The following is a 239-nucleotide window of genomic DNA, read 5'->3' as shown; positions in this document are numbered from 1 at the left end:
AAAACAAAACCCCTGTTTGCGTTAGCAAACAGGGGTTTCGGAATTTAATCTTGACGATGACCTACTCTCACATGGGGAAACCCCACACTACCATCGGCGATGCATCGTTTCACTACTGAGTTCGGGATGGGATCAGGTGGTTCCAATGCTCTATGGTCGTCAAGAAATTCGGGTACTGAGTCGTGACCACATGGCCTCGCTTCAGCAAATTGGGTATGTGATAGCTTTCGGTGTTTTCG

Annotated in this window: 1 rRNA gene; it reads right to left on the bottom strand. The window is 48.1% G+C overall.

The features are described from left to right. Positions 1-48: 48 nt before the first annotated feature. Positions 49-164: ribosomal RNA gene (gene rrf, locus AACY08_RS30310) — 5S ribosomal RNA — on the bottom strand. Between the last annotated feature and the right edge of the window lie 75 nt (positions 165-239).

It is taken from the genome of Pseudomonas sp. EL_65y_Pfl1_R83, from assembly GCF_963970695.1.
GTDB lineage: Bacteria > Pseudomonadota > Gammaproteobacteria > Pseudomonadales > Pseudomonadaceae > Aquipseudomonas > Aquipseudomonas tritici.
The sequence above is the reverse complement of the archived record's forward strand: the minus strand, read 5'-3'. Positions and strand labels throughout refer to the sequence as shown.